Raw genomic sequence first — 20,628 nt, 5'->3', positions numbered from 1 at the left:
CGAGCCCGCTCCGGGCGACGGCGCCTCCGGCCGAAAGTTCCGGCCGTCCCGACACGCCCCCGCAGCGCCCCGGTCGTCGCCCGGAGCCACTACGGTGACGGCCATGGCAGGCGAACGCGATCTTCGACAGCTGCTCTCCGGCTTGAGCCCCGTCCTCAACCCCGGCCGCTACGTGTACTGCACGCTGCCGGGCCGGGTGCCCGCCGGGCTGCGGCCGGTCGTCACGGTGGCCGAACCCGAGGGCGTCACGTTCGTCGTCCTTGAGGAGGAGGCCGACTCGCTCGGCCTGCCGCACGCGTTCACCGCCGCCTGGATCACCCTGCGGGTGCACTCCGCGCTGGACGCCGTCGGCCTGACCGCCGCCGTCGCCACCGCGCTCGCCGAACACGGCATCAGCTGCAACGTGGTGGCCGGCTTCCACCACGACCACCTGTTCGTCCCGGCCGCCGACGCCGACCGGGCCCTGGCCGCTCTCGACGCCCTGGGCGCACGGCACGCCTGACGCCTCGTCGGCAGCCCGGTTTCCGGCGTCCGGCACGGGCGAGAATCCGAACGGACGCCAACACCGGCCGGGACGAGAGGGACGCCGTGCAGGACTCCGTTTGGACCGCCGCCACCGTCGCCGACCTCGGCGCCGCCCTCGCCGAGGCCGTGGACGGCGGGCTGTTCCCCGGCGGCGTGCTGACGGTCGGTCGGGCAGGAGGCGACCGGGTCACCGTCGGCCACGGCCTGGTCGCCCCCGAGTGCGGCGACGCCCGGCCCGGCCCGCACACCCGCTACGACCTCGCCTCGCTCACCAAGGTGCTCGCCACCTGGCCGCTGGTCGGCGCCGCCGTCCGCACCGGCCTGCTCGACCTGGACGCGCCGCTGCGCGCGGCACTCCCCGAACTGCCACCCCCCGGCGGCGACCTGACCGTTCGGCAGCTGCTCACCCACACCTCCGGGCTGCTCCCGAAGACCGGGCTGGCCCGCTACGAGCACTCCGGCCGGCCGCTGATCGAGCACCTGTGCGCGGAGCCGCTGGTGAGCCCGCCCGGCAGCCGTCACCGCTACATCGACCGCGGCTTCATCCTGCTCGGCCTGCTGCTGCCCGCCGTCCTCGGCCGCCCCCTGCACCTGCTCGCCGAGGACCTGTGGCGCGAGCTCGGCCTGACCCGCACCGCCTACGGGCCGCTGCCCCGCGACCCGCAGCTCGCCCCGACCGAACAGCGGCTGCGCGACGCTCCCCGCACCTGGGGCGCCCCGCACGACCCCAGCGCCGCCCTGCTCGGCGGGGTGGCCGGCCACGCCGGGGTGTTCTCCTGCGCCGACGACCTCGCCGCCTACGCCGAACACCTGCTGACCGGGGCGAGCCCGCTGGCCGACTGGTTCGCCGAGAGCCGCCGCCCGCGCGCCGCCGTCGAACCCGGCCTGCACCGCGGCCTCGCCTGGCTGGTCACCGACGACGGCGGGGCGGCCTACCACCACGGCTTCACCGGGACCAGCCTCTTCCTGGCCCCGGCCACCGGCCGCTACGTGGTGCTCTGCACCAACGCCGTCTACCACGGCTGGGACCGGGCCCGGCTGGCCGACCTGCGCACCCTCGCGCTGCGCACGCTCACCGGCTGAGCGCCGCCGCGGCGCTCAGCGCAGCGGCTGCCAGCGGCCGCCGGTCAGCACCGTCAGCACCTCCCGGCTGCGGACCTGGCCCGGCCGCGGCCGGGCGGGGGCGGCGGCCAGCAGCGCGATGTCGTCCTCGGCCGGGTCGGGGGCGCCGGCCAGCACCGCGTCCAGCAGCCGGTCCGGTCCGGCCCCGGCGGGCAGCCGCCGGGCGGTGAGCCGTTCCAGCGAGCGGTCGATGTCCTCGCCCCGGCGCTCGACCAGGCCGTCGGTGAACAGCAGCAGGGTGTGGTCGGGCGGCAGCACCGCGATGCTCGGCAGGTAGCCGTTCTGCCCGGTGCCGAGCGGCGGGCCCGGCTCCACCGGCAGCAGCGCCACCTCGCCGTTCGGGCGGACCACGGCGGGCGGCAGGTTGCCGGCGCTGGCGAAGCAGTAGCGGCCGCGGGCGGGTTCGGCGTACACCGCCAGGCAGGTGGAGGGACGGTAGTCGTGCACGTCGCCGGCCAGGCCGTCCATCCGCGTCAGCAGGCGGTCGGCGGTCGGCTCCAGCAGCGCCATCGCGCGCAGCATCGCCTGGTAGTGGCTCATGTGGGCGGCGGCCTCGATGCCGTGGCCCATCACGTCGCCGATGGCCAGCACGGTGCGGCCGTCGGGCAGCGCCACCGTCTCGTACCAGTCGCCGCCGACCAGAGCGCCGGTGCCGGCCGGGCGGTAGCGGAAGGCGACGGTGAGGTCGGGGTGCGGGGTGCCGGGTTCGGCGAGCATGGCGCGCTGCAGGTCGACGGCGACCGCGTGTTCGCGGCTGTAGCGGCGGGCGTTGTCCAGGGTGATGGCGGCGCGCACCGCGAGGTCCTGGGCGGCGACCGCGTCGTCCTCGTCGAAGCCCGGGGAGGGGTCGGCGCGCAGCAGGGTGACGGTGCCGATCCGGTGGCCGCGGGCGGTGAGCGGCACCACCATGCCGGAGTGGATGTCGATCGCCCGGATGTCGGCGATCCGCTCCGGGTTGGGGGCGGTGCGGCGCAGCTCGGCCTCGGTCAGCAGGTTCTCGATCACCGGCCGGCCCTCGGCCAGGCAGCGCGGCACGGCGGAGTCGGGCCGGTAGTCGACGTACTCGCCGCGCTCGCCGACCTGGCGGACCTGCTCCAGCAGCTCGGGCTTGGCGGCGATCGCGGTGCGCAGCAGCCGGCGGCCGCCGTCGGGGAGCGGGCGGGCGTGCCGGCTGTCGAGGTGCGGGAGCAGTTCGACGGTGGTGGCGTCGGCGAGGTGGTCGGTCAGGAAGGCGGCGAGCTCCCCGCAGGTGGTCTCGACGTCGAGGGTGGTGCCGATCCGGGTGGCGGCCTGGTCGAGCAGGGCGAGCCGGGCTCGGGCCTGTTCGAGTTCGTGCTGCTGCCGGTGGGCGGCGGTGACCTCCAGCAGGATGCCGACCAGTCCGACGGGCCGCCCGTCCTCCTCCAGCCGGTGGTAGGCGCCGTGCCAGTGCCGGAGGTGCTGCGGGGAGCCGGCCCGGGTGTGGCCGCTGGAGATGATCTCGCGGGGGCGGCCGTCGGCGAGCACGGCGCGCAGCAGGTCCTCGCGGGCGTCGAGGCCGGGCAGCAGTTCGCCGGCGGTGCGGCCGAGGTGGCTCTCGGCGGGGAGGCCGTTCATCACGGCCAGTGCCGGGTTGACGTAGCGGAAGCGCAGCCGGGAGTCGAGGACGGCGACGGCGGCGGGCGTGCCGTCCAGCAGCCGGCGCAGCGGCTGCGGCAGGTCGTTCCAGCGGGTGTCGGCCATGGCTGCGGCACCTCCTCGCCGGGCGCCCGGGCACTGTGACCAGTAAACACAGCGCGGGGGGCCGGGGCTATCCGGTACGCGACGGGGCCGTGGCGGGGCTGTCGCGGGCGGGTTCGCGACGGGTGCGCGGGCGTCGGGAAGGTCACCCGAACGGGGTCGTCCGGTGTGCCCCGGCGGGTGGACGGGCCGAGGGTCGACCCAGGTCCACTTCGGCCAAGGAGGTCCCATGAGCTCGTCCGTCGGCCCGACCCCGGCACCGCCCGGGTCACGCGGTTCACCGGCGCCGGGGCACAATCCCTGGGTGCCCGGGATGGTGCTGTTCGCCGGTGTGTTGATGCTGGTGACCGGTCTCTTGGAGTTGTTCCGCGGGATCATGGCGGTCGCGCGGGACGACATCTTCGTCACCACCCCCAACTACGTCTTCAAGTTCGACCTGACCTCATGGGGCTGGATCCACGTGGTGGTCGGCGCGCTGGTCGCACTGACCGGCCTGTTCGTGATCAGAGGCCTGGCGTGGGCCCGGATCGCCGGTATCGTCATCGCCTCGGTGAGCGTGGTGGACTCCTTCCTCGCCATCCCCTACTACCCGCTGTGGTCAGTGGTGGTGATCGCGCTGGACGTCTTCATCATCTGGGCGCTGTGCGCCTATCACGAGGCCTGAACCGCCGCAGCACGAGGTCCGAACCCTCGCACCGCGGTACAACGGCCGGAGCCGGTGGCCCGCTCCTCCTGGGAGCGCGCCATCGGCTCAGCCCTGCCGCCGGCCGGGCGTCACTTGCTCAGCGCGGCGACACCGGCCTGGGCGAACTGCTCGTCCTGGTCGGCGCTGGGGGCGCCGGCCACGCCGACGGCCGCGATTGGGGCGCCCTTCAGCTGGGCCGGGGCGCCGCCGCCGAGGAACAGCGTGCCGGGGATGTCCTTCAGGTTCGGGGCCTGGGCAAGGCGCTTGACCAGCTCGGAGGTCGGCGCGTTCCAGGACACCGCGGTGTAGGCCTTGCGCTCGGCGGACTCGAAGGACTGCGGGCCGGCGCCGTCGCCGCGCAGCTCGACGATCACGTTGCCGTTCCGGTCGACGACCGCGACGGAGATCTTCTGGCCGGCCTTCGCCGCGGCGTCCAGGCTGGCCCGGGCGGCCTTGGTGGCGGCCTCGACCGTCAGGTGCGAGGTCTCGAAGGTGTTCTTGTTCTGGACGTCCGACGAGGCGGCGGTGGCGGGGGCCGCGTTCGGCGTCTCGGCGCCGGCGGAGACGGCGCCGACCACGCTCGCCCCGACCGCGGCCACCGCGACGGCACCGGTGACAACGCGGGTACGAGTGCTCAGCTTCTTCATCTTCGGCTCCTGGATCGGTGGTTGGGCGCCGGATCGCTGGGGTGCTCCGGCCTCGCTCTCCATGGTTCGCGGCCGGACCCCCGCCACGGATCGGCGAACCGGCTGGACCGGCGGAGCAGGATGGACGACAACCGTGTCAGCCGATCGGTTGATGTACGCCCCGCGATCCGCGGGCACCATCCAAGTGCCGGCACCCGCCGGCGGGCGCCGACCGCATGCGAAAGGAGGCCGGCCCTGATGCGCCACCCCCTGTCCCGGGCGGCCGACCCGGACGCCGGCTGGCTCTCCGCCGTCATGCGGCTGGTCTTCGTCCTGCTGCTGGGCACCTCGCTGACGCGCTACCTGACGCACCACCTCGCCAGCCCGCTGACGCCGTGGGTGATCGCGCTGAGCGTCGCCCTCGCCGCGGGGCACCTGTCCGGCCTCTCCGAGCGCCGGCCGGCCTGGCTGGCGGCGGTGCTGGGCTCATGGGCGGTGCTGGTGCTGATGGCGCCGAGCTTCGCCTGGTGCGCCGTCCCGCTGGTGTACACGGTGCTGCGGGCGTTCCCGCCCCGGGCGGCGATCCCGCTGGTGACGGTGCTCACCGCGCTGGTCATGGTGGCCCAGGCGCGACTGCCGGGCGCCGATCCGACGCTGGTGCTGCTGCCGCCGGCGGTCGCCGCGCTGGCCACCGCGGTGTTCCTGTACATGCAGCGGCAGGGCGCCCGGCAGCGGAAGCTGATCGTCGACCTGATCCGGGCCCGGCGGGAGCTGGCCGCGGTGGAGCGCCGGCAGGGCGCGCTGTCCGAGCGCGAGCGGCTGTCCGTCGAGATCCACGACACCCTCGCCCAGGGCCTGTCCAGCCAGCAGATGCTGCTGCAGGCCGCCGACCTCGCCTGGGAGCAGGACGCGGCGGCCGCCCGCGGCCACGTCCGGACGGCCGCCGCGATCACCGCCCGGAACCTCGCCGAGGCCCGCCGCTTCGTGCACGACCTCGCCCCGGCCGACCTCGCCGAGCAGGGCACCCTGGAGGCCGCGCTGGCCGCCCTGGCCGAGCGGGAGGCGGCGGAGAGCGGCCTGCCGGTCCGCTTCCAGCTGGACGGCAGCCCGGTGCCGATGCCGGCCGCCGCGCAGTCCGCGCTGCTGCGGATCGCCCAGGGCGCGCTGGCCAACGTCCGGGAGCACGCCCGGGCCCACCGCGCCTCGATCACGCTCTCCTACCTGGGCGACCAGGCGGTGCTCGACGTCGCGGACGACGGCCGCGGCTTCACCCCGTCCCCCGGCGGCCCCGGCGGCCCCGCCGGGCGCGACCCGGCCGTCCCGGGCGGCGGGCGCGGCCACGGGCTGCCGGCGATGCAGGCCCGCCTGAGACAGTTGGGTGGCACGCTCACCGTCGAGTCGGCCCCGGGCGAGGGCACCGTGGTTTCGGCGGCCGTCCCGCTGGAGAGCCCACCGGAGGTCAGCTGACAGCACGCCGCACCGCTGCACCGCCGCACCGCCGCACCGCCGCACCGCCGCACCGCCGCCGCAGGAGGGTCCATGAACGACGACGACCGGGTCAGACTGCTCATCTGCGACGACCACGCGATGGTCCGGGCCGGGCTGCTGGCGCTGCTCTCCAGCGACAGCGCGATCGAGGTGGTCGGCGAGGCCAGCACCGGCGAGGAGGCCGTGGCGCTGACCGCCCGCCTGCAGCCCGACGTAGTGCTGATGGACCTTCAACTCGGCGACGGCATGGACGGGGTGGAGGCCACCCGACGGATCATGGCCGGGCCGGGCGACAGCCACGTGCTGGTGCTGACCACCTTCGACACCGACGCCGACATCAGCCGGGCCATCAACGCGGGCGCGACGGGCTACCTGCTGAAGGCGGAGCGCCCGGCCGAGCTGTTCGCCGCGATCCGCTCGGCCGCGGCGGGCCGGCCGGCGCTGTCCCCGCCGGTGGCGTCCCGGGTGATGGCCCGGATGCGCTCCCCCCTGCCCCAACTCACCGACCGTGAACAGGACATCCTCGATCAGCTCGGCCACGGCCTGGGCAACCGGGAGATCGCTCGGGCGCTGTTCATCAGCGAGGCGACCGTGAAGACCCACCTCGGCCGGATCTACGCCAAGCTCGGCGTGGACACCCGCTCCGGCGCGGTCGCGATCGCCAAGGAGCGCCGCCTGCTGCGCTGACCGAACCGGGCGACGGCCCACCTCCCGGACAACTGAAGATCGATCGGACGCGTCCGAAGCCTTGCCACGCACAGTGAGCAGAAGTCAGTATTCCTACCGGCCGGTAGACCTGACGGGACATCGGCCCCGGAGAACGCAGAACTGGCCGGAGCGGGTGTGGCGGCGCCCGGCACGGCAGATGTGACGCGAACGCGCAACATGCGCGCAACCCTCCGCTCACCCTCTCCTCGCCGACCCGTCGTCCGAGGACGAAACGGTTTGGCCGGAACCAACGTCATGAAAGGCGGACGCGCACCATGCCGACCGCATCAAGCCCACCCGAGCCGCGGCGCCGTCTCGGCGAGCACGGGCTCGCCTGGGCGTTCCTGCTGCCCTCGGTAGTGGTCTTCGCCCTCTTCATCCTGTATCCGCTGGGGCGCACCTTCTACCTGAGCGCGCACGCCAACGACCTGTTCGGCGCGCCCTCCCGGTTCGTCGGGATGAAGCACTACACCGACCTGTTCGCCTCCGCCGACTTCGGCCGCACCCTGGTCACCACCGGGCTGTTCGTGCTGTTCACGGTGGTCCCCGGGGTGCTCGGGGCGCTGCTGCTGGTGCTGCTGATGGAGAGCCGGATCCGCGGCGTACGACTGCTGCGGTCCGCCTTCGCGCTGCCGTTCGCGTTCTCGGTGGCGAGCGCCTCGGTGGTCTTCTCGGTCTTCTACAACCCCGCCAGCGGGGTGCTCAACGGGTTGCTGTCGCACGTCGGCCTGGGCCCGGTGGGCTGGCTGACGGACTCCCAGTACGCGCTGGTCTCCATCGCGATCTCCACGATCTGGATGAACCTCGGCTACAACGTGCTGGTGCTCTCCGCGGGTATCGGCTCGATCCCGGGCGAGATCACCGAGGCCGCCCGGCTGGACGGCGCGTCCGGCCTGCGGCTGGCCCGATCGATCACCGTGCCGATGCTCGGCCCCAGCCTGTTCTTCCTGGTGGTGATCTCCACCGTGAACGCGCTGCAGAGCTTCGGCCAGATCCACATCCTCACCAAGGGCGGCCCGGACGGCGCCACCCGCACCCTGGTGTACTCCGTCTACGAGAAGGCGTTCGCCTACGGCTCCAGCGACTTCGGCACCGCCAGCGCGCAGGCCGTGGTGCTGATGGTGGTCGTGCTGTGCTGCACGGCCGTGCAGTTCGGAGTCCTGGAGCGGAAGGTGCACTACGCATGACCACCCTCGCCAAGACGCCCGCCGTCGCCGACCCCGCCCACGCCGCCCGCCGGCCGCTGCACCTCCGCTCCCTGCTGGGCCGCGCCGGGGTCTACGCGGTACTGGCCGTGGCCGTGCTGACGGTCGTCTTCCCGGTCTACTACGTCTTCGCCGGCGCCTTCATGCGCCCGGACGAGATCGCCAGCTACCCGCCGGCGATGGTCCCGCACTCGGTCACCGGGGACAACTTCTCCGGCGCCGTGCACGCCATCCCGCTGGTGCGCCAGTACGGCAACTCGATGCTGGTGGCGGGCCTGATCACGGTGGCGCAGCTGTTCACCTCGGTGCTCGCCGCGTACGCCTTCGTGTTCCTGCCGATGCGCGGGCGGTCCGTGGTGTTCGGCCTGTTCCTGGCCACCCTGATGGTGCCGTGGGAGGCCATCATCATCCCCAACTACCTGACGCTGTCCGGCTGGGGGCTGGGGAACACCTACTTCGGCCTGGTGCTGCCGTTCCTGGCGTCCGGGTTCGGGACGTTCATGCTGCGGCAGTCGTTCCGTCAGTTCCCGGGCGAGCTGCGGGACGCCGCCCGGATCGACGGGGCGGGCCACTGGCGCTTCCTGTGGCGGATCCTGGTGCCGCTGAACAAGCCGGCCCTGGCCGCACTCGCCATCTACGTGTTCCTGTCCTCCTGGAACCAGTACTTCTGGCCGCTGATCATCACCCGCACCGCCAACATGCAGACCCTGCAGATCGGTCTGTCCTCGCTGCGGGACTCCGAGATGGCCGACCCCGGTCTGATCCTGGCCGGCGTGGTGCTGTCGCTGCTGCCCACGCTGGCGCTGGTGCTGTTCGGCCAGCGGTTCATCGTCCGCGGTCTGACCGCGGGCGCGGTCCGCTGACGGCGGATCACCCTCCCTCGTACGAAACACCGCTCCCGGTACCCACCCTCGCAGAAGAGAGAGAACCCGTGAAGAGAAGTGCCCGCGCGCTCGCCGCACTGCTGGTGTCCGGCCTGGCCCTGACCGCCTGCAGTTCGAGCGGCTCCGGCGGCTCCTCCGACGACTCCGGCGCCCCGGCCGCCTCCGCGCTGGACCAGGCGTCCGGCGTGACCACCGTCGAGTTCTGGCACTCGATGACCGGCAAGAACGCCGACGCGCTGACCGCGCTGGTGAACCAGTTCAACGCCGCGCACCAGGGCAAGATCGAGGTCAAGCCGCTGTTCCAGGGCACCTACGACGACCTGATCGCCAAGTACAAGGCCTCGGTGCAGCAGAAGGCCACGCCCGCAGTGGTGCAGGTCTACGACATCGGCAGCCGCTTCATGGTCGACTCCAAGCAGATCGTCCCGGCGCAGGCCTTCGCCGACAAGGACGGCTACTCGCTGGACGACCTGCAGGCGAACATCCGCAACTACTACACCTTCGGCGGCAAGCTGCAGTCGATGCCGTTCAACTCGTCGATGCCGCTGCTCTACCTGAACGACGACGCCTTCAAGGAGGCCGGCCTCGACCCGGCCAAGCCGCCGACGACGCTCGCCGAACTCGGCGAGATGGCGCAGAAGTTGACCAAGAAGGACGACAGCGGCAAGACCGTCCGGTACGGCTTCGGCGCGGCCATCTACGGGTGGTTCGTCGAGCAGCTGCTGGCCGAGAACGGCGCGCTGTACTGCGACTCCGACAACGGCCGCTCCGGCAAGGCCGGCAAGGTCACCTTCGACTCCGCCAAGGGCGCCGAGGTCGTCCAGTGGTGGGCCGACCTGGTCAAGGGCGGCTACGCGGCCAACACCGGCCGGCAGACCCCGGACGCGCAGGCCGCGTTCAAGGCCGGCACGGTCGCCATGCACCTGGAGTCCACCGGCGTGCTGCGCGGCTACACCGAGGCCGCCAAGTTCACCGTCGGCACCGCGCCGTTCCCGAAGACCGCCGCCGGCGACCAGGGCGGCCCGGTCATCGGCGGCGCCTCGCTGTGGATCTCCGGCCCCGGCCACTCCGACGCCCAGAAGCGCGCCTCCTGGGAGTTCGAGAAGTTCCTCACCGCCCCCGAGCAGCAGGCCGTCTGGCACACCGGCACCGGCTACTTCCCGGTCAACTCCAAGGCCCTGGAGCTGCCCGCCGACAAGGAGTGGGTGGCCAAGTACCCGCAGTTCCAGACCGCGATCGACCAGCTGAAGGGCACCAAGCCCACCCAGGCCACCGCCGGCTGCGCGCTCGGCGTCATGCCGCAGGCCCGCAAGGGCGTGGAGACCGCGATCGAGCAGACCATCGCGGGCACCAAGACCGCCCAGCAGGCGCTGACCGACGCCGCCAAGGAGCTCCAGCCCGCCATCGAGAGCTACAACAGCTCGGTGGGCTGACCCCGCTGACGCCGAAGGGCCCGGCCGCCGTACGGGACGCTGTTGGTTAATGCGGGCCTGATGGCACTTCGCCCCGTTGCTTATGCGGCGGGGCGGTGTGCTGTCAGGGGGCTGGTGCGGGTGCGGGCGTGGGGTTTGCCGGTGAGCCAGGCGTCGATGCGGATCAGGTTGACGGCGGCGCCGGTGAGTTGATGTTGGAGGCTGGTCTTCGGCAGGCCTCGGTAGCGGGATCGGCGCAGGCCGCAGGCCTGTACTGCTTGGGAGACGGTCCCCTCGACCCCTGCGCGGATCTTGTAGCGGTCCTTCCACTCGTCGGTCCGCTGGAGAGCTCGTGCCTGTTGGAGTGCTTCGTATTCGTCGCGGGGCCTGAGGTTGATCTCCCGGCGTTGGGCCGTCGGGGAGTTGACGCATTGCCGCAGTTGGGGGCAGGTGCGGCAGTCGGCCGGGGAGAAGCGGACCCGGACGGTCGGCAGGCCGTCCTCCGAGCGGCGCTGGTGCCACTGTGTGCTGGTGGTGCCGTTCGGGCAGGTCACGCGCCGGTTGTCCCAGTCGATGGTGAACGCGTCCTGTCCGAAGGCGGCCTCGCCGCGGGCGTGCGGGACGGTCACGGCCTTCAGTGGCCCGTGCAGCGCGACCCCGCGGTCACGGCGGGCGGCGACCATCGCGCCGCTGTTGGCGTAGCCGGTGTCGACCCAGTGCTCGTCCGGCAGCAGGTCGCGCCCCGCGAGGCCGGCATGGACCACGGCGGCCATCCGGTCGTCGGGGACGGTGGCGACGGTGGTGGCCACGTTCGTGACCAGGTGCACGTGCCCCGGCTCGCACGTCTCGGTGAGATGGACCTTGTAGCCGTCCCAGAAGGTGTCGCGCTTGACGCTGCCCCTCGCGTCGGGGTCATAGGGCGTGACCAGGCGCTTCGCGCCCGGCGGCCGGTCTTTTGGGTCCCGCGGCACCACCTCGCCCTCCACCAGGTGGAACTCCTGGACCCACAGCCTGCGCAGGAACTCCACCTCCGCGAGTGCCCGAAGCCGGGCGGGCGCTCCGTCCGCCCGGGTCATCTCCAGCAGTCGCGTCCCGTCCGCACCGATCCGGCGCCCCACCTCGGCCCGCTTGGCCTGGGCCTTCGGGAAGCGGGAGTCCTCGATCCGGGTCGCGTAGTGCGTGAACCACTCCGGCGGGGCGTGGACGGCGAGCCAGTTGGGCTCGGCTCGGGCCACCGCGTTCAGCGCCGCCCGCAGACTCTCCCCGACCAGCTCCAGCCGGTTCAGCTCCCGCGCGGCGGACAGCACGTGGGTGGAGTCCGTCCGGGCCCTGCCGCCCTTGCCGACCAGCCCCTTCTCCCGGGCGGCGGCCAGGATGCCGTCCAGCACCGACCGGCCGCCGTCCGCGCCCACCAGCCGGTCCCGGAACTCCGACAGCACGGAGAAGTCGAAGCCCGGATCGGTCAGTTCCAGCCCCAGCGCGTACTTCCAGTCGATCCGGGCCCGCACCGACTCGGCGGCCTGCCGGTCGGTCAGGCCCTCGACGAACTGCAGCACCGCCACCAGCGCCAGCCGCGCCGGCGACCAGGCAGGCCTGCCCCGCACCGCGAACAGGCCCACGAACCCCTCATCGGTGAACAGCGGCCCCAGCTCGTCCCTGACCCGGATCGCCAGGCTCCCCTTCGGGAACGCCGCCCGCGCCACCCGCACCGTCTCCGCCGGGATCTCCCCAGACCCCTTCGGCTGCATCGACACCCGCACCCACCCCAAACGACAACGTCGGCCTTCAAGACCACAACTGAGTCTTGAAGACCGACGTCACGCACAAGCCCGGATTTACCAACAGCGTCCCGTACGGCGGCCGGGCCCTTCGGCACGAGAGCGATCCACGCCCTCGGGCGCGGAAAGCGAAAGGGCGGCGGACGAGTCGGCCTGTACGCCGGGTTCTGTCTCCCGGGTTGCTTGCGCGGCCCGGGGAGGCGGCCATCCATCTAGGGCTGCCGTTGCCGACAGCCTCGTGCGGTCTACCCGCGAATTCGGGCGAGCAGCCCTCGAACATCCGCGCACGACACCCGAGGGTGTCGATCTTGACCTTGCTCCGAGTGGGGTTTACCTAGCCGGCCGAGTCACCTCGGTCGCTGGTGGTCTCTTACACCACCGTTTCACCCTTACCCGCCGCCGAAGCGGTGGGCGGTCTGTTTTCTGTGGCACTGTCCCGCGGGTCACCCCGGGTGGGTGTTGCCCACCACCCTGCTCTGTGGAGCCCGGACGTTCCTCGGCGGGCCCCCAGAAGGGACCCGACGCGACCGCCCGGCCGGCTCGTCCGCCGTAATGGTCATGGTAGCCGCTCCACGGACGGTCCCCGTACGCCGCCCGGCGCCCGGTCGAAGCGGGCCGCCACCAGGGCCGCCGTCCCGGCCGCCCACCGGGTGGTGGTGACCAGGCCGAGGGCGAACACCGTCAGGCCCAGGCCGGCGATGATCCACCAGCCGGTGTGCGAGGCCGCCGTGAAGTCGCCGGCCGAGGCGACCGCGCCGGCCACCACCGTGCCGATCACCGCGACGCCCAGCGACTGGCCGACCTGCCGACTGGTGGAGGCCACCGCGGCGGCCACCCCGGCCTGCGCCAGCGGCATGCCGGAGACCGCCGAGTTGGTGATCGGCGCGTTCACCATGCCGAAGCCCAGCCCGAACAGCGCGTACGCGGGCAGCAGCAGGAACGCCGAGGAGTCGGCCGTCAGCCCGGTCAGCAGCACCCCGCTGGCGGCGATCGCCGCACCGGCCACCAGCAGCGGCAGGCGCGGGCCCCGGTTGCCGACGATCCGGCCGGACAGCGGGGCGGTCAGCAGCGTCAGCCCGGCCATCGGCAGCGTCCACAGGCCCGCCACCACCGGGCTGTAGTGGCGCACGTTCTGCAGGTACAGGGTGTTCAGGAACAGGAAGCCGGCCAGCGCGGCGAACGCGCACACGGCGGTGACGGTGGCGCCGGTGAACGGGGCGCTGCGGAAGAACCGCGGGTCGATCAGCGGGTCCGGCACCCGCCGCTCCCAGAACGGGAACACCAGCAGCGCGACCAGCGCGACGGCGGCCAGCGCCAGGATGACCGGCGAGGTCCAGCCGTGGCCGGGCCCCTCGATGATCACGGTGGTGCCGCAGCCCAGCAGCAGCACCATCAGCAGTTGCCCGACCGGGTCCAGCCGACGGGGCCGCGGTGACCGGGACTCCGGGACGTGACGGTACGTCAGCACGAAGGCCGCCAGCCCGACCGGAATGTTGATCAGGAAGATCGACGGCCAGCCGGCGCTGTCCACCAGGAACCCGCCGATCAGCGGCCCGAGCGCCATGCTGACGCCGATCACGCCGCCCCACACGCCGATCGCCTGCGCCCGCTCCTTCCGGTCGGTGAAGGTGTTGGTGATGATCGACATCGCCACCGGGTTGAGCATCGACCCGCCGACCGCCTGCACCGCGCGGAACGCGATCAGCCAGCCCAGGCCCGGGGCCAGGCTGCACAGCAGCGAGCCGAGCACGAACAGCACCAGCCCGGTCTGGAACACCCGCTTGCGGCCGATCCGGTCGGCGATCGAGCCGGAGAGCATCAGCAGCGAGGCCAGCACCAACGTGTAGGCGTCGATCACCCACTGCAGGCCGGAGGCGGACGCGCCCAGGTCGTGCTGGATGGCGGGCAGCGCGATGTTCACCACCGTGTTGTCCAGGCCCACGATGAACAGGCTCAGACAGCAGATGGCCAGGACGAGAAGCCGGTGACGGCGGTCGGTGACAGCGATCGATCGGCTCATTCCCCGATCATCGCACCGGCTCCGGCCGCATTCGAAGACGGTTGTGCGCCAGGCACCAGCGCGAACCGGACGGTCCGGGTGACCGGGTCGGCCAACGTGAGGCGGACGGTCACCCGGCGGCCCAGCGGCAGCCGGTCCGCCGCGTCGCACTTGGCGACCACCGCCGGCCGGCGCAGCTGCACCGTGCCGACGGTGGGCCGGCGCTCGTCCACGTCGATCACCACCGCCGGGAAGTCCTCGCCCTCCCGGCCGCGCAGCAGCTCCGCCTCCACCAGGTCCACGCAGGCCCGCTCCACCTCGTGCGCCCGGCGGTCACCGCCCTCCAGCAGCCCGGGCACCAGCGGCAGCGCGTCCCGCACCCAGCCCGGCACATCGACGCCGCCGGCCACCGCCAGGCAGATCTCCAACGCGTACCGGTCGCCCAGCCGGCGCAACGGCGCGGTGCAGTGCGAGTAGGGGGCGGCCAGCGCGGCGTGCCCCGGGTCGGCGGGCGGGACGGTGCCGCGGGCGGTGTCGAACACGTGGTAGCCCGCGCCTCGCAACAGGCCGGTGCACTCGTTCAGGAACGCGGCGTCGGCGGTGCGGGCCGGGTCGAGGGAGCGGACCAGCTGTGGGTAGGGCAGCCCGTCCGGCCACGGCACGTCGAGCGCGGCGGCGACCCGGCGCAGCCGGGCGTACGCCGACTCCGGGGCGGCGGGGAGGGTGCGCAGCAGACCGACCCCGGCGTCCAGCATCAGCTCGGCGGCGGCCATCCCGGTGAGCAGCGAGAGCTGCGCGTTCCAGCCGTCGGCCGGGCGCGGCGCGCGGTAACCGAGCCGGTAACCGCCGTTCACGGCCGTCACCTCCTGCTCGGGGATCGGCAGGCTGACCCCGCCACGGGCCTGCTCCTGCGCCTCGCGGAGCCGGCCGATCTCGGCGAGCAGGGCCAGCTGCCCGTCCGCGCGGCCGGCGTCGATCCGGCCCTGGACGGTGGCGTAGTCGAGGCGCCGACGCGAGCGGACCTGGGCGCGGCGCAGGTCGGCCAGCACCAGCGCGCCGTCCGCGTCCAGGTCGAGCTGCCACAGCAGCGCGGGCCGCAGCTCGCCCGGCAGCAGGCTGGCCGCGCCCTCGGAGAGCCGGGCCGGATGCAGCGGAACGTTCCCGTCCGGGAAGTACAGCGTCTGGACGCGGCGGCCGGCCTCGGTGTCGATCGCACCGCCCGGGGAGACGAAGGCCGCCACGTCCGCGATCGCGTAGTGCACCCGGTAGCCGCTGCCGCGACGGGCCAGGTGCATGGCCTGGTCGAGGTCGCGGGAGCCCGGCGGGTCCAGCGTGAACAGGTCGAGATCGGTGGCGTCGAACTCCGGCAGCCGCGGCAGCGAGGCGGCCCGCTCGGCCTCCGCGAGCACCTCCGGCGGCCAGTCGGCACGGATCTCCAAGCGGCTTCTGAGGTCGGCGAGTTCGGTGTTGATCCTGGCGGTCTGGGCGGCCCGGACGCTGAAGTGTCGGCGCGGCATGGTCGCAGCGTAAGACGCAGTAGCGTGGTCGACGCACCGGACCGGCCATGAAGCCGGTTGTGGCGCACGGGGTTTGGCCGTGGGAAGGGGCAGACCGTGACAGGTCGGACGGACATCCGGCAGGGGGCAGCGGCGGAGTGCCGGTGCTGCGCAGTGGACACGAGTCGGCCTGTACGCCGGGTTCTGTCTCCCGGGACGCGGGCCACGGCGGTGGCCGTCGCGGGCACACTGGCCGCGCTGGGCGGACTGCACGCGGTCTGGTCGCGCTCGCCGTGGCCGTGCCGCGACCGTGAACGGTTCGCCGACCTGGTGGTCGGCGGCGCCCCCGAACAACTCCCCTCCGCGCAGGCCTGCCTGGGCGTCGCCGGCCTGCTCGGCACCGCCGCCTACCTGGTCGCCGCCCGCGGCGGAGCACTCCCCGCGATCGGCCCCCGCCGCCTCCGCACCACCGGCACCGCCACCGTCGCCGGCGTCCTCCTGACCCGCGCCCTCGCCGGCCCCCTCGCCTTCGCCCACCGCACCCCCGCCTTCGTCCACCTCGACCGCCGCCTCTACGCCCCCCTCTGCCTGGCCCTCGGCACCGGCGCAGCAGTGGTCGCCGCCCGCGGAAAGTAGCCCCCTGGGCCCGACGGGGGACCACGACACGGGCCCCCGGTCGCCCGCCGCAGGCTGCCGACGGCACACAACACACGACCTGCAGACGGCCGCCGCAGGTGGGCGGTCCGACGGGAAGCACCGACCGCCGCCGCGAACCAAGGGCATCGACCCACAGCCCTACGGCCCCGACCGCTCGCCGTGACGGGCACTGTGCACGACGAAAACACCCACCCGGCCACTGGCCCACCCCGGGCGAGGCACAGTCCTTCGGATCCGAGGGCGACGACCGCCGCAACGCCCGCGGCGCAGCCGCACAGACCCCGTCGGCGCCCGTCCCAGGCACGCAGCACGCAGCCAGTGACCCGCCCCAGGCAACCCACAACCGCCCGAACCTGTGGACGCCCGCCGAAGGCCCTCGGCGCAGCCGCAAACCCCGCCGACGGCTGCCGCAGGCGCTCGGCGCCGAACACCGCACACGGTCGGCAGCCCACTACTGGGCGACGCGCAACCGCCCGAATCCGCGAACCGCCGCCGCAGGCACGCAGCACACCGTCACGAGCCCACGCACAGCACCCCGGAACCGTCCGAACCCGCGAGAAGGCTGCCGCAGGCACCCGGGGATTCGGGGTGCAGGCCCGCAGGTCGTTAGGGTTGTCGGGGTCCGGTGTGGGTCGTTGAAAGGTGTTGCCGTGCTGGTTCTGCTGCCGCCGTCGGAGGGGAAGGCTGCGCCGGAGGCGGGGGTTCCGGTGGAGGTGGCGGGGCTTTCGTTGGCGGGGCTGGGCGCGGCGCGGCAGGAGGTGCTGGCGGCGCTGGTGGGGCTGTGCTCGGGGGACGAGGAGCGGGCCGCCGAGGTGCTCGGGCTGAGCAAGGGGCTGCGCGGGGAGGTGGCCAAGAACGCGGGGCTGCTGACGGCGGGGGCGCGGCCGGCCGGCGAGGTGTACACGGGGGTGCTGTTCGACAACCTGGGTCTGGCGAAGCTGGACGAGCAGGCGTACGCCCTTGCGGAGCGTTCGCTGCTGGTGTTCTCCGGCCTGTGGGGTGCGGTGCGGATCGGCGACCGGATTCCGCCGTACCGCTGCGCGATGGGGGTGAAGCTGCCGCCGCTGGGCACTCTCGCCGCGTACTGGCGGGCGGCGATGGACGGCGTGCTGCCGGCGGAGGCCGGGAACGGGCTGGTGCTGGATCTGCGCAGTTCGGCGTACGCGGCGGCGTGGAAGCCGGCCGGTGAGGTGGCGGGCCGGACGGTGACGATGCGGGTGCTGCAGGAGCGCGAGGTGGACGGGGTGCTGAAGCGTTCCGTGGTCAGCCACTTCAACAAGGCGACCAAGGGCCGGCTGGTGCGCGACCTGCTGGCGGAGGGCCTGGAGCCGTCCTCGCCGGGCGAGTTGGTGGACGCGCTGGAGCAGCTCGGCTACCGGGTGGAGGTCTCGGCGCGCGGCACGGCCCGCAAGCCGTGGCAGTTGGACGTCGTGGTGACGGACGTGCACTGACCGTCCGCCACCACGAGGGTGTCAGCGAAGGTGCGCGGTGTCGTTCAGCAGTCGCAGCGACGCGTTGCCGTCGCTGTAGTACTGGACGGCGCACAGTGAGGCCGCGGAGAGTTCCATCCGGTGCACGGCGTCCGGCGGGGCGCCGAGGGCGAGTCGCACCAGGGTCTTGATCGGGCTGACGTGCGAGACCACCAGGACGGTCTTGCCGGGGTAGCGGGCGAGGATCCGGTCGCGGGCCTGCCCGGCCCGGTGGGCGAGGGTGGTGAGCGACTCGGCGCTGCCGGTGGGCTTGGCCTTGGCGGAGCCGAAGAAGGCGGCCAGGTCCTCGGGGTGACGTTCCATCACCTCGGCGTAGGTGAGGCCTTCCCAGTCGCCGAAGTCGAGTTCCCGCAGGCCTTCCTCGATCCGCACGTCGAGGCCGAGTCGGCGGGCGGCGGCCTCGGCGGTCTGCCGGGTGCGGAGCATCGGCGAGGAGACCACGGCCTGCACGGTGCCGCGGGCGGCGAGCGCCTCGGCAGCGCGTTCGGCCTGCCAGACGCCCTTCTCGGAGAGGCCCGGGTCGGTGCCGGTGCTGCCGGAGAACTGCCGGAGCGGGGTGAGCGGGGTCTCGCCGTGCCGCAGCATCACCAGGGTGGTGGGGGCGCCGAGGTCGGCGGGCGCGGCCCAGCCGGCCCGGGGGGCGGGTGCGGCGGGCAGCGGCTCGTCCACCGCGGCGGCGGGCGCGGCGGCGCGGGGCCTGGGCTCCCACTGGCGACCCTGCTTGCCGGCGTCCATCGCCTCGTTGGCGAGCCGGTCGGCCTCCTTGTTCTTCTCCCGCGGGATCCAGCTGTACTCGACGTTGCCGCGGGCGGCGATGCCGCGGGCCTCGGCGGCCAGCGGCTGCATGTCGGGGTGCTTGATCTTCCAGCGACCGGACATCTGCTCGACGACCAGCTTGGAGTCCATCTCGACCAGGATCCGGGCGTCCGGGTCGAGTTCGCGGGCCGCCTTCAGGCCGGCGATCAGGCCCTTGTACTCGGCGACGTTGTTGGTCGCCCGCCCGATGTACTCGGCGGCCTCGGCCAGGATCTCGCCGGTGCGGGCGTCGAGGACCACCGCGCCGTAGCCGGCCGGCCCCGGGTTGCCCCGGGAGCCGCCGTCGGCCTGAACGATGAACTGGGCTCCGGCCACCGGGGTCAGACGCCCGACTCGCCGGTGCGGACCAGGATCCGGCCGCAGTTCTCGCAGCGGAGCACCTTGTCGGTGGGCTCGGCCTTGATCGCGTTGAACTCGGTGATCGAGAACTCGGTGCGGCAGCCCTCGCAGCGGCGCTGGTACAGGCGGGCCGCGCCGACGCCGCCCTGCTGCTCGCGCAGGCGCAGGTAGGCCTTCATCAGGTCGGCGGGGATGACGTTGGCGACGGCCTCGCGGTCGCGGCGGACCTTCTCCGCCTCGCCGTCGATCTCGGCGAACTTGGCGTCACGGCGGCCCTCGGCCTCGGCGACCACCACGGCGGAGTGCTCCAGGCGGGCGGTGAGCTCGGTGACCCGGGTCTGCGCGGACTCCAGGCGCTCCATCACCTCCAGCACCACGTCCTCCAGGTCGCCCTGGCGCTTGGCCAGCGAGGCGTTCTCGTGCTGGAGGTTCTCCAGGTCCTTCGGCGAGGTGACCGCACCGGAGTCCATCCGCTGCTGGTTGCGGGCGGACCGGGCACGGACCTGCTCGACGTCCGCCTCGGCCTTGGTCTGCTCACGGGTGGTGTCGCCGAGCTGGGCCTGGGCGGCGACCACCAGGTCCTTGAGGGCGGTGTGGTCGGCGGTGGCCTTGTCGATCTCGGCGTGCTCGGGCAGGGTACGGCGCCGGTGGGCCAGCTGGTCGAGACGGGAGTCGATGGCCTGCAGGTCGAGCAGGCGGATCTGGTCGGCGGGCGCGGCATTCACGCGGGATGGCTCCTGTGTGTGGTTCGACGGGGTGTCAGGGGGTGTACGGCATCGGCGCGTGCGCCGTCCACGGGTCGGTGACCCGGGTGGAGATGCGGGTCTCCAGTGGCCAACCTCGGTCGGTGGCACGGCTGGTGAGCTCGCGGGCGGCGAGCGTTAGCCAGGGCCACTCGGTGGCCCAGTGCGCGGCGTCGACCAGGGCGACGGGCGCCGCCTCGGTGGCCTCGGACGCGGGGTGGTGGCGCAGGTCGGCGGTGAGGTAGGCGTCCACGCCGGCCTTGCGGGCCTCGGCGAGGAAGGAGTCGCCGGAGCCGCCGCAGACCGCGACCCGGCGCACCTGCCGCTCCGGGTCGCCGGCGGCCCGGACGCCCGCCGCGGTGGCGGGGAGTCCGTCGGCGACCTGGGCGGCGAACGCGCTCAGCGTCATCGGCTGCGGGAGTTCGCCGATCCGGCCGCTGCCGCGGCGGCCCGCCGGGTCGGTCGGGTCGGCCACCAGCGGGCCGGTGACCTTCAGCCCGACGGCCTCGGCGAGCGCGTCCGAGACGCCCGGGTCGGCGTGGTCGGCGTTGGTGTGCGCGACGTGCAGCGCGATGTCGTGCTTGATCAGGGTGTGCACCACCCGGCCCTTGAAGCCGGTCGCGGCGACCGTGGTGGTGCCGCGCAGGTAGAGCGGGTGGTGGGTGACCAGCAGGTCGGCGCCCCACTCGACGGCCTCGTCCACCACGGTCTGCACCGGGTCGACGGCGAACATCACCCGGCCCACTTCGGCCTCGGGATCGCCGCAGACCAGGCCCACCGCGTCCCAGGACTCCGCCCACTGCGGCGGGTAGATCTCTTCGAGCACGGCGATGACGTCGGACAGTTTCGGCACCTGTCGAGACTACCGCGTGCCACGGCCCCGCCCGGCCGGGCCCGTCCGCCACCCGCGCTGCGGACGGCCCGCACACCTGCGCG

At 73.5% G+C, this 20,628-nt stretch carries 18 protein-coding genes and 1 other RNA gene; 10 read left to right on the top strand and 9 right to left on the bottom strand.

The features are described from left to right. Nucleotides 1–103 precede the first annotated feature (103 nt). The gene (locus ACI1MP_RS26420) at nucleotides 104–502 is read left to right on the top strand and encodes an ACT domain-containing protein (RefSeq protein WP_380341129.1); all 399 of its coding nucleotides are present in this window, start codon (nucleotides 104–106) and stop codon (nucleotides 500–502) included. A gap of 86 nt (nucleotides 503–588) precedes the next feature. Next, entirely contained in the window at nucleotides 589–1,608 is a 1,020-nt protein-coding gene (locus ACI1MP_RS26415; RefSeq protein ID WP_404869618.1) for a serine hydrolase domain-containing protein, read from the top strand. Nucleotides 1,609–1,623: 15 nt separating this feature from the next. On the opposite strand, the gene ACI1MP_RS26410 is transcribed toward ACI1MP_RS26415, so the two are convergent. After that, nucleotides 1,624–3,369 carry a SpoIIE family protein phosphatase gene (locus tag ACI1MP_RS26410; protein ID WP_404869617.1) on the bottom strand — a complete coding sequence of 582 codons (1,746 nt, stop codon included), beginning with the start codon at nucleotides 3,367–3,369 and terminating at the stop codon, nucleotides 1,624–1,626. 310 nt (nucleotides 3,370–3,679) lie between these two features. Here ACI1MP_RS26410 and ACI1MP_RS26405 point away from each other — a divergent pair, with 310 nt between their 5' ends. Next, nucleotides 3,680–4,030 carry a hypothetical protein gene (locus ACI1MP_RS26405; protein WP_100585856.1) on the top strand — a complete coding sequence of 117 codons (351 nt, stop codon included), beginning with the start codon at nucleotides 3,680–3,682 and terminating at the stop codon, nucleotides 4,028–4,030. Between the two features lie 110 nt (nucleotides 4,031–4,140). Here ACI1MP_RS26405 and ACI1MP_RS26400 read toward each other — a convergent pair whose 3' ends face one another. Continuing rightward, entirely contained in the window at nucleotides 4,141–4,698 is a 558-nt protein-coding gene (locus tag ACI1MP_RS26400) for a heme-binding protein (protein ID WP_380344760.1), read from the bottom strand. Between the two features lie 237 nt (nucleotides 4,699–4,935). Between ACI1MP_RS26400 and ACI1MP_RS26395 the strand changes: the two genes are divergently transcribed. The 5 genes from ACI1MP_RS26395 (at nucleotide 4,936) to ACI1MP_RS26375 (ending at nucleotide 10,395) form a co-directional block, all read left to right on the top strand. Beyond that, nucleotides 4,936–6,144, top strand: a complete 1,209-nt coding sequence (locus ACI1MP_RS26395) for an ATP-binding protein (protein ID WP_380344763.1) — start codon at nucleotides 4,936–4,938, stop codon at nucleotides 6,142–6,144. 72 nt (nucleotides 6,145–6,216) lie between these two features. Further along, nucleotides 6,217–6,852, top strand: a complete 636-nt coding sequence (locus tag ACI1MP_RS26390; protein ID WP_380344766.1) for a response regulator — start codon at nucleotides 6,217–6,219, stop codon at nucleotides 6,850–6,852. Between the two features lie 296 nt (nucleotides 6,853–7,148). Further along, entirely contained in the window at nucleotides 7,149–8,060 is a 912-nt protein-coding gene (locus ACI1MP_RS26385; protein ID WP_043913693.1) for a carbohydrate ABC transporter permease, read from the top strand. Continuing rightward, nucleotides 8,057–8,941: a carbohydrate ABC transporter permease gene (locus ACI1MP_RS26380; RefSeq protein WP_380344770.1), complete on the top strand. Its 885-nt coding sequence runs from the start codon at nucleotides 8,057–8,059 to the stop codon at nucleotides 8,939–8,941. The genes ACI1MP_RS26385 and ACI1MP_RS26380 overlap by 4 nt, the downstream gene beginning before the upstream one ends. A gap of 68 nt (nucleotides 8,942–9,009) precedes the next feature. Then, complete coding sequence (locus ACI1MP_RS26375) at nucleotides 9,010–10,395, top strand: ABC transporter substrate-binding protein (protein ID WP_380344773.1); 1,386 nt, start codon at nucleotides 9,010–9,012, stop codon at nucleotides 10,393–10,395. A gap of 80 nt (nucleotides 10,396–10,475) precedes the next feature. Here the strand turns inward: ACI1MP_RS26375 and ACI1MP_RS26370 are convergent, their stop codons facing one another. The 4 genes from ACI1MP_RS26370 to ACI1MP_RS26355 all read right to left on the bottom strand — a co-directional run bounded on the left by ACI1MP_RS26370 (nucleotide 10,476) and on the right by ACI1MP_RS26355 (nucleotide 15,668). Beyond that, nucleotides 10,476–12,128: an IS1182 family transposase gene (locus ACI1MP_RS26370; protein ID WP_404867862.1), complete on the bottom strand. Its 1,653-nt coding sequence runs from the start codon at nucleotides 12,126–12,128 to the stop codon at nucleotides 10,476–10,478. A gap of 164 nt (nucleotides 12,129–12,292) precedes the next feature. Next, nucleotides 12,293–12,695, bottom strand: an RNA gene (rnpB, locus tag ACI1MP_RS26365) — RNase P RNA component class A. A 13-nt stretch (nucleotides 12,696–12,708) separates the two neighbouring features. Further along, nucleotides 12,709–14,172: an MFS transporter gene (locus tag ACI1MP_RS26360; protein WP_380343454.1), complete on the bottom strand. Its 1,464-nt coding sequence runs from the start codon at nucleotides 14,170–14,172 to the stop codon at nucleotides 12,709–12,711. Continuing rightward, nucleotides 14,169–15,668, bottom strand: a complete 1,500-nt coding sequence (locus ACI1MP_RS26355; protein ID WP_404869616.1) for an RNB domain-containing ribonuclease — start codon at nucleotides 15,666–15,668, stop codon at nucleotides 14,169–14,171. The genes ACI1MP_RS26360 and ACI1MP_RS26355 overlap by 4 nt, the downstream gene beginning before the upstream one ends. 210 nt (nucleotides 15,669–15,878) lie before the next feature. On the opposite strand from ACI1MP_RS26355, the gene ACI1MP_RS26350 reads away from it, so the two are divergent. Together ACI1MP_RS26350 and yaaA are read left to right on the top strand one after the other, a co-directional pair. Further along, a complete protein-coding gene (locus ACI1MP_RS26350) occupies nucleotides 15,879–16,283 on the top strand; it encodes a DUF3995 domain-containing protein (protein ID WP_380343450.1) in 405 nt (134 codons plus the stop codon). Nucleotides 16,284–16,954: 671 nt separating this feature from the next. Further along, nucleotides 16,955–17,755: a peroxide stress protein YaaA gene (yaaA, locus tag ACI1MP_RS26345; protein WP_404869615.1), complete on the top strand. Its 801-nt coding sequence runs from the start codon at nucleotides 16,955–16,957 to the stop codon at nucleotides 17,753–17,755. A gap of 21 nt (nucleotides 17,756–17,776) precedes the next feature. Here yaaA and ACI1MP_RS26340 read toward each other — a convergent pair whose 3' ends face one another. From ACI1MP_RS26340 to ACI1MP_RS26330, 3 genes are read right to left on the bottom strand one after another with little or no spacing between them, the layout of a single operon-like run. Continuing rightward, entirely contained in the window at nucleotides 17,777–18,925 is a 1,149-nt protein-coding gene (locus ACI1MP_RS26340) for a bifunctional RNase H/acid phosphatase (protein ID WP_100585845.1), read from the bottom strand. A 5-nt stretch (nucleotides 18,926–18,930) separates the two neighbouring features. Next, nucleotides 18,931–19,674: a zinc ribbon domain-containing protein gene (locus tag ACI1MP_RS26335; RefSeq protein WP_380343442.1), complete on the bottom strand. Its 744-nt coding sequence runs from the start codon at nucleotides 19,672–19,674 to the stop codon at nucleotides 18,931–18,933. 34 nt (nucleotides 19,675–19,708) lie between these two features. Further along, nucleotides 19,709–20,545 (bottom strand): Nif3-like dinuclear metal center hexameric protein, encoded by an 837-nt coding sequence (locus ACI1MP_RS26330; protein WP_404869614.1) that lies wholly within the window; start codon nucleotides 20,543–20,545, stop codon nucleotides 19,709–19,711. Between the last annotated feature and the right edge of the window lie 83 nt (nucleotides 20,546–20,628).

Origin of the sequence: Kitasatospora griseola, from assembly GCF_044999035.1 — a bacterium.
Classification (GTDB): Bacteria; Actinomycetota; Actinomycetes; order Streptomycetales; family Streptomycetaceae; genus Kitasatospora; species Kitasatospora griseola.
Note: the sequence above shows the minus strand (reverse complement) of the source record. Positions and strands in the feature narration are given on the sequence as shown.